We start from the raw sequence: 5,018 nt of genomic DNA on the forward strand, positions 1-5,018 counted from the left end.
GTCACTGTCGCCGTCACCGCAGCTGGCGAGGAGAAGGGCGGTGGCGGCGAGCACTGCAGGCACGGCCGCGACAGAGCGACGGCGGGTACGGGTGGAACGGTTCATGGGGTTCTCTCCTTGATGAAGTCAGTGGATGAAGTGGGGATGTCTACCGCGGCATGAGCGCGTCGGAGATGCGTTCGGCGTTGGTGCGTTGCATGTCGATGTAGTTCCCGGCCTCACCGTCGGGTTCGGTGAGGGACTCCGAGAACAGCGCCACGACCTCGATGTCCACGCCGGCCTCCCGGGCAAGCACCTCGGCGAGGCGTTGCGGCTGGGAGGAGTCGGCGAAGATCGCCGGGACGTGGTTGTCCCTGATGGTCGCGGACAGGTCCCGCAGGTCAGCGGCCGACGGGGAGGCCAGGGTGGTGCCGCCGGGGATGACCGCGCCGATGACCCGGTAGGTGAACCGGTCGGCGAGATAGCCGAAGACGTGGTGGTTGGTCACGAGCTTCCGGTTGTCCTGCGGCACCGACCCGAGCAGTTCAGCGACCTCGGCGTCGAGCTGTTCCAGCTCACCGCGGTAGGCCGACGCGGCCTCCCGGACGCGGTCCGCCTCATCACCGCTGAGTTCGGCGGTGAGCTTGTCCTCGATGATCCCGGTGGCCTTCACCATCCGTGCCGGATCGGTCCAGAAGTGCGGGTCCTTCGCCGCGCCGCTTCCACCGGCTCCACCGTCGCTGTCGGCACCTGCGGTGTAGTCGAGCGGGTCCACCAACTCACCGACCTCGAGGACCTCGACGCCTTCACCGCGGGCGTTGTCGAGGACGGAGCCGAGCCCCTCCTCCAGACCGAGCCCGTTGGCGACGACCAGGTCGGCGTTCTCCACCTCCCCGGCTTCCTTGGCCGAGATGCCGAAGGAGTGCGGGTCGGCGTTCGACTTCATGAGCACCCGGACCTCGGCGGTGTCCCCGACGAGCCGGGTGACCACGTCACCGAGGATGTTGGTGGTGACGACGATGTCCGGCTTCCCGGTGTCACCGGCGCAGGCGACCGCACCGGAGGCGCCGAGAACCAGGGCCAGGACGGTGCCGGGTACGCGGAGACCGAACAGTCGGCGCATCACCTACCTCCTGTGACTGCCAGGGCACCGGGTGCTCCGCCGAGGTCGAACCCGCGGGTCTCACGCAGTCCGTCGGCCACGTCGAGTTCGGTGACCGTGCCGGACGCCGGGTCCGAGACGTAGCCACGTTCGGTACCGAGCACCACTGAGGCACCGTCGGCACCGTCGCCACCGTCGCCACCGTCGGCACCGTCGGGCCCGCTCCCGCCTGTCTCGATGAGCCGGGCGTCGGCGAGGATCTCCCCGGTCTCCGGGTCTACCGCGTAGCCGGTGCCGTTTTCATCGAGGGCGAGCACGGCCCTGTCGTTCGGGGACACGGCGGCGGAGGTCACCGGCGCGTCAGTGGGGGCGACGGTCCAGGTTCCGGTCGCCGGGTCGAGCAGTCCCAGTCCGCCGTCCTCGAAGGGCACGCCGACCAGGTCCCGACCGGCGGCCAGGGTCCAGGCACGGCCGCCGGCGTCCTCCGGATAGGGGAGCAGAGTCGCGGCGAGGGTGTCAGAGGCTTCTTCTCCGGTGTCCTCCTCCGTGACCGTGAGGACGCCGTCGGCGCAGGCGAACAGGACGGCGTCCCGGACGGTGGCCGCGCCGTGGATGTCGGTGCAGGTGGCGTCGCCGGCCAGGTCGGACCTGTCCCCCGCCTCGTCGAAGACGGCCAGGGTGTCCGGCAGATCAGCGCCGTCCTTCTCCGGGGCGAGGGTGCTGAGCACCTGACCCGCGAAGGGTACGGCGACACCGTGGTGCGGGCCGACGCTGAACTCGGTCACCGGGTCGAGAACGTGATCGTCCATGCCGGTACGCGGGTAGACCTTCACGTCGCCGCCGGCGTCATCGAAGAAGGCGACGCGCGTGTCTGCGGAGACGACGTGGCCGGGCTTTCCGGCGGGCACCTCACCCACCGTTCCGGGCTCCGAGCGGTAGTAGTGGAAGTGGTCGCCGTGGTCGACGGTCCAGACACCGGAGTCGGTCACCGTGGTGGCGTCCTCCCCCGTGGTGAACAGGTAGCGGTTGTCGGACCCGTGCAGTTCAGCGGCATCCTCGGTCTGCACCGTGTCGCCGGTGAGCAGGTCAACCAGAGTCAGGGTGCCGGCGGCTACGTCGGACACGGCGAGCCGCAGCTGCGGTTCGGCGGCTTCCTCGGCGCCCTCGACATAGCCGTGCGGGGTGACCTCGGCAGCGTCCTGCCCGGTGGCCTGCCCGGTGGCCTGCCCGGTGGCCTGCCCGGTGTTCTGCCCGGTGTTCTGTCCTGTGTCGTCATCCCCGGATCCACAGGCGGTGAGGCCCGCGGCGAGCCCGAGGGAAAGTGTGGCGGTTGTGGCGGCGACGAGCCGTGTGGTGATGGCCGTACGTCTCATGTCTCCCCTTACTGAATATGATTGTCATTTGCGATAGCGGAGTGAACTCTACACACGGCGTCGCGGATCGCCAACACCACCAGGAACGTCAACCCACCCAACAGTGTGATCGTCGCCCCCGCGGCCGTCTCCGCGTACCAGCTGACCAGCAGTCCGACATACACCTGGACCACCCCCAGCACCGCAGCGAGCAGCATCACCCGACCGATCCCCCGGACCAGCAGCACCGCCGTCGCCGGCGGACCGATGAGCAGCCCGAAAACCAGTAACGTTCCGACGACCTGGAAGGACACGACCGTCGCCAATGCCACGAGAACGAGCATCGCGACATGGGCGGCCCCCGGTCGCAGTCCGAGGGTCTGCGCCTTCCGCGGATCGAAGGTCAACGCCGTGAACGGCCGGTGCATCACCACGCAGGCGACGAGTCCGACCAGCGCCGCGATACCGATGACCAGCACATCAGCGGATCCGACCCCCAGCACGTCGCCGAAGAGGAACGAGGTGAGGTCGACCGCGAACGACCCGGAGTGCGACACGATCACCACCCCCAGTGACAGCATGACGATGAACTGGAGACCGATGCTCACATCCCTGGACAGCCGCGTCGCACGACTCACGACCACCACCCCGAAGGACATGACCACCGCACTGACCGCGGCACCGAGCATGAGATTCGCCCCGAGCAGGGACGCCACAGCCACCCCCGGCAACATGCCGTGACTCATGGCGTCACCGAAGAAGGCCAGGCCGCGCAACACCACCCAGGTGCCGACGCAGGCACAGAGGACTGCGGTGAGACCGCCGGCCAACAGGGCCCGGAACACGAAAGAGACCCCGAAAGGGCCGGTCAGGATTTCCATGTAGTAATGATTATCATTACCATCAAGGGATGCGCGACCCCGTCTCCCTCCTCGACGTCTGCCACAGGTACGGCCATGGCTCCGCTCACCGCTCCGGCCCCGGGCACAGTCTCTCCCTCGACCATGTCACCGTGGCCTTTCCGGCCGGCTCCGTCACCGCACTGACCGGCGCCAACGGCTGCGGAAAGTCCACGCTGCTCGGCCTGCTCGCCGACACGCTGCACCCCTCACAAGGCCGGATCACCGGCCGACCGGACAACATCTGCATTGTCCCCCAGCACAGCCGGACCCCCGAGCTCTTCCCGGTCACGGTCCGCGACACCGTCGCCATGGGGCGGTGGCACTCCACCGGCGGCCGCGCCGGGCACCGTATCCTGCGGTATCTACCGTATCCGCGCCGCCTCAGCCGCTCCGACCACGCCGCGGTACACCGTGCGATGGAACGTACCGGGATCACGGACCTCGCGGACCGCACCCTCTCCGACCTCTCCGGTGGTCAGCGCCAGCGCACGCTCATCGCCCAGGGGCTGGCACAGGAAGCTCCCCTGCTCCTGCTCGATGAGCCGCTGTCGGCGGTGGACGCCGCCACCGCGGACCTCATCAGACGGGCCGTCGCCGAGGAGAAGGACGCCGGGGTCACCGTCATCATCGCGACCCACGACCGTGCCCAGGCGGCGGACGCCGACCGGACCGTCACCCTCGACCGCGGTCGGGTGGTCATGGCCGGCTGACTGCGGCCCGCCACTCTCAGCTGAATGGTTCGGCCCGCACCCGGTAGAGCCGGAAGTCCGGCTGCCCCGCCCCGTCATTGGGCGCCGACACATCCAGCGTCCCCACCCCTGCACCGTTGTCCCAGAGCGTCGGGTACCGCAGGTTCACGGCGTCCCGCGCACCTCGGCCGGTCGGCGGCACCGCGAGAATGTACCGCACCCCGTGCTCCCGCGGACTGCTCAACGCGGTGACGAAGTCCGGGTCGGAGGGCACCACGAAGATCTCCGGCCTCGCGGAGAACAGCACCACCGGAAAACCGTAGGTGGTGTCCAGCAGCACAGACCCTGCCGGCAGGTTCCGCTCGTCGAGGAACTCCGCGAGCCGACGCTCCGTGGCCCAGGTACGCAGCACCTCCCGCCGCTCCTCCAGGTCCGCCGCCGCCATCCGGGACGCCAGGGGAGTCTCCGCGGCCAGCGCGGACTCCTGCGGCGCCCACTTCCGTGAGGTCATCGCCACAGTGGTCGAGACTGTACCGGCGACCAGCAACGCCACCGTGAGGACCGGGGTGAGCACGGGATGCGACAGATCGGATACCGTCCCCCGGGGGGACGGACGCGGCCCGGGCCGTCGGGCCACCACCTCCCCGCGCGGGGTCGGCACCGCCAGTGCCAGCTCCGTGGCGAGCAGTACGGCGACGAGGAAGAACCGGAGCAGGCCGAAAGTCGACCCGGCCATCGCGGAGAGCACCTGGAAAGCGAGGATCCCGCCGAGCAGCAGAACCGGGGACGCACTCTCCGGGGACCGCCGCCGGACACCCAGCACGATGACGACCGCCATGAGCACCGGCAGGCCGGGTGCGAGCAGCAGGATGCGCGTCACCGATTCCGCCGCCGCCGACGGTCCGGTGGACACCCCACCACTGCTCTCCAGGATCGCCGCATTGCCGTAGCTGCCGTTGACCTGGGCGCTCAGGGTGCCGGTGGTAAGCCAGGA

At 69.4% G+C, this 5,018-nt stretch carries 4 protein-coding genes and 1 pseudogene; 1 reads left to right on the forward strand and 4 read right to left on the reverse strand.

The features are described 5' to 3' along the window. Positions 1–148: 148 nt before the first annotated feature. Genes aztC through aztB form a run of 3 tightly spaced genes read right to left on the reverse strand, consistent with a single transcriptional unit; the run spans position 149 to position 3,314 of the window. Complete coding sequence (gene aztC / locus QZV72_RS10860; RefSeq protein WP_297008391.1) at positions 149–1,102, reverse strand: zinc ABC transporter substrate-binding protein AztC; 954 nt, start codon at positions 1,100–1,102, stop codon at positions 149–151. Continuing rightward, on the reverse strand, positions 1,102–2,454 hold the full coding sequence (locus QZV72_RS10865) for a hypothetical protein (RefSeq protein ID WP_297008393.1): 1,353 nt from the start codon (positions 2,452–2,454) through the stop codon (positions 1,102–1,104). The genes aztC and QZV72_RS10865 overlap by 1 nt, the downstream gene beginning before the upstream one ends. An 8-nt stretch (positions 2,455–2,462) precedes the next feature. After that, entirely contained in the window at positions 2,463–3,314 is an 852-nt protein-coding gene (gene aztB, locus QZV72_RS10870; RefSeq protein WP_297008395.1) for a zinc ABC transporter permease AztB, read from the reverse strand. 29 nt (positions 3,315–3,343) lie between these two features. Here aztB and QZV72_RS10875 point away from each other — a divergent pair, with 29 nt between their 5' ends. Next, positions 3,344–4,045 (forward strand): metal ABC transporter ATP-binding protein, encoded by a 702-nt coding sequence (locus QZV72_RS10875; RefSeq protein ID WP_297008397.1) that lies wholly within the window; start codon positions 3,344–3,346, stop codon positions 4,043–4,045. Between the two features lie 16 nt (positions 4,046–4,061). On the opposite strand, the pseudogene QZV72_RS10880 reads toward QZV72_RS10875, so the two are convergent. After that, positions 4,062–5,018: pseudogene (locus QZV72_RS10880) on the reverse strand (hypothetical protein); the annotation flags it as partial.

The organism is uncultured Corynebacterium sp., from assembly GCF_902782855.1.
Classification (GTDB): domain Bacteria; phylum Actinomycetota; class Actinomycetes; order Mycobacteriales; family Mycobacteriaceae; genus Corynebacterium.

Excerpts from the sequence above, each read along its gene's own strand:
- aztC (WP_297008391.1), bottom strand. The coding sequence starts at position 1,102 with ATGCGCCGACTGTTCGGTCTCCGCGTACCCGGCACCGTCCTGGCCCTG.
- QZV72_RS10865 (WP_297008393.1), bottom strand. The coding sequence starts at position 2,454 with ATGAGACGTACGGCCATCACCACACGGCTCGTCGCCGCCACAACCGCC.
- aztB (WP_297008395.1), bottom strand. The coding sequence starts at position 3,314 with ATGGAAATCCTGACCGGCCCTTTCGGGGTCTCTTTCGTGTTCCGGGCC.
- QZV72_RS10875 (WP_297008397.1), top strand. The coding sequence starts at position 3,344 with ATGCGCGACCCCGTCTCCCTCCTCGACGTCTGCCACAGGTACGGCCAT.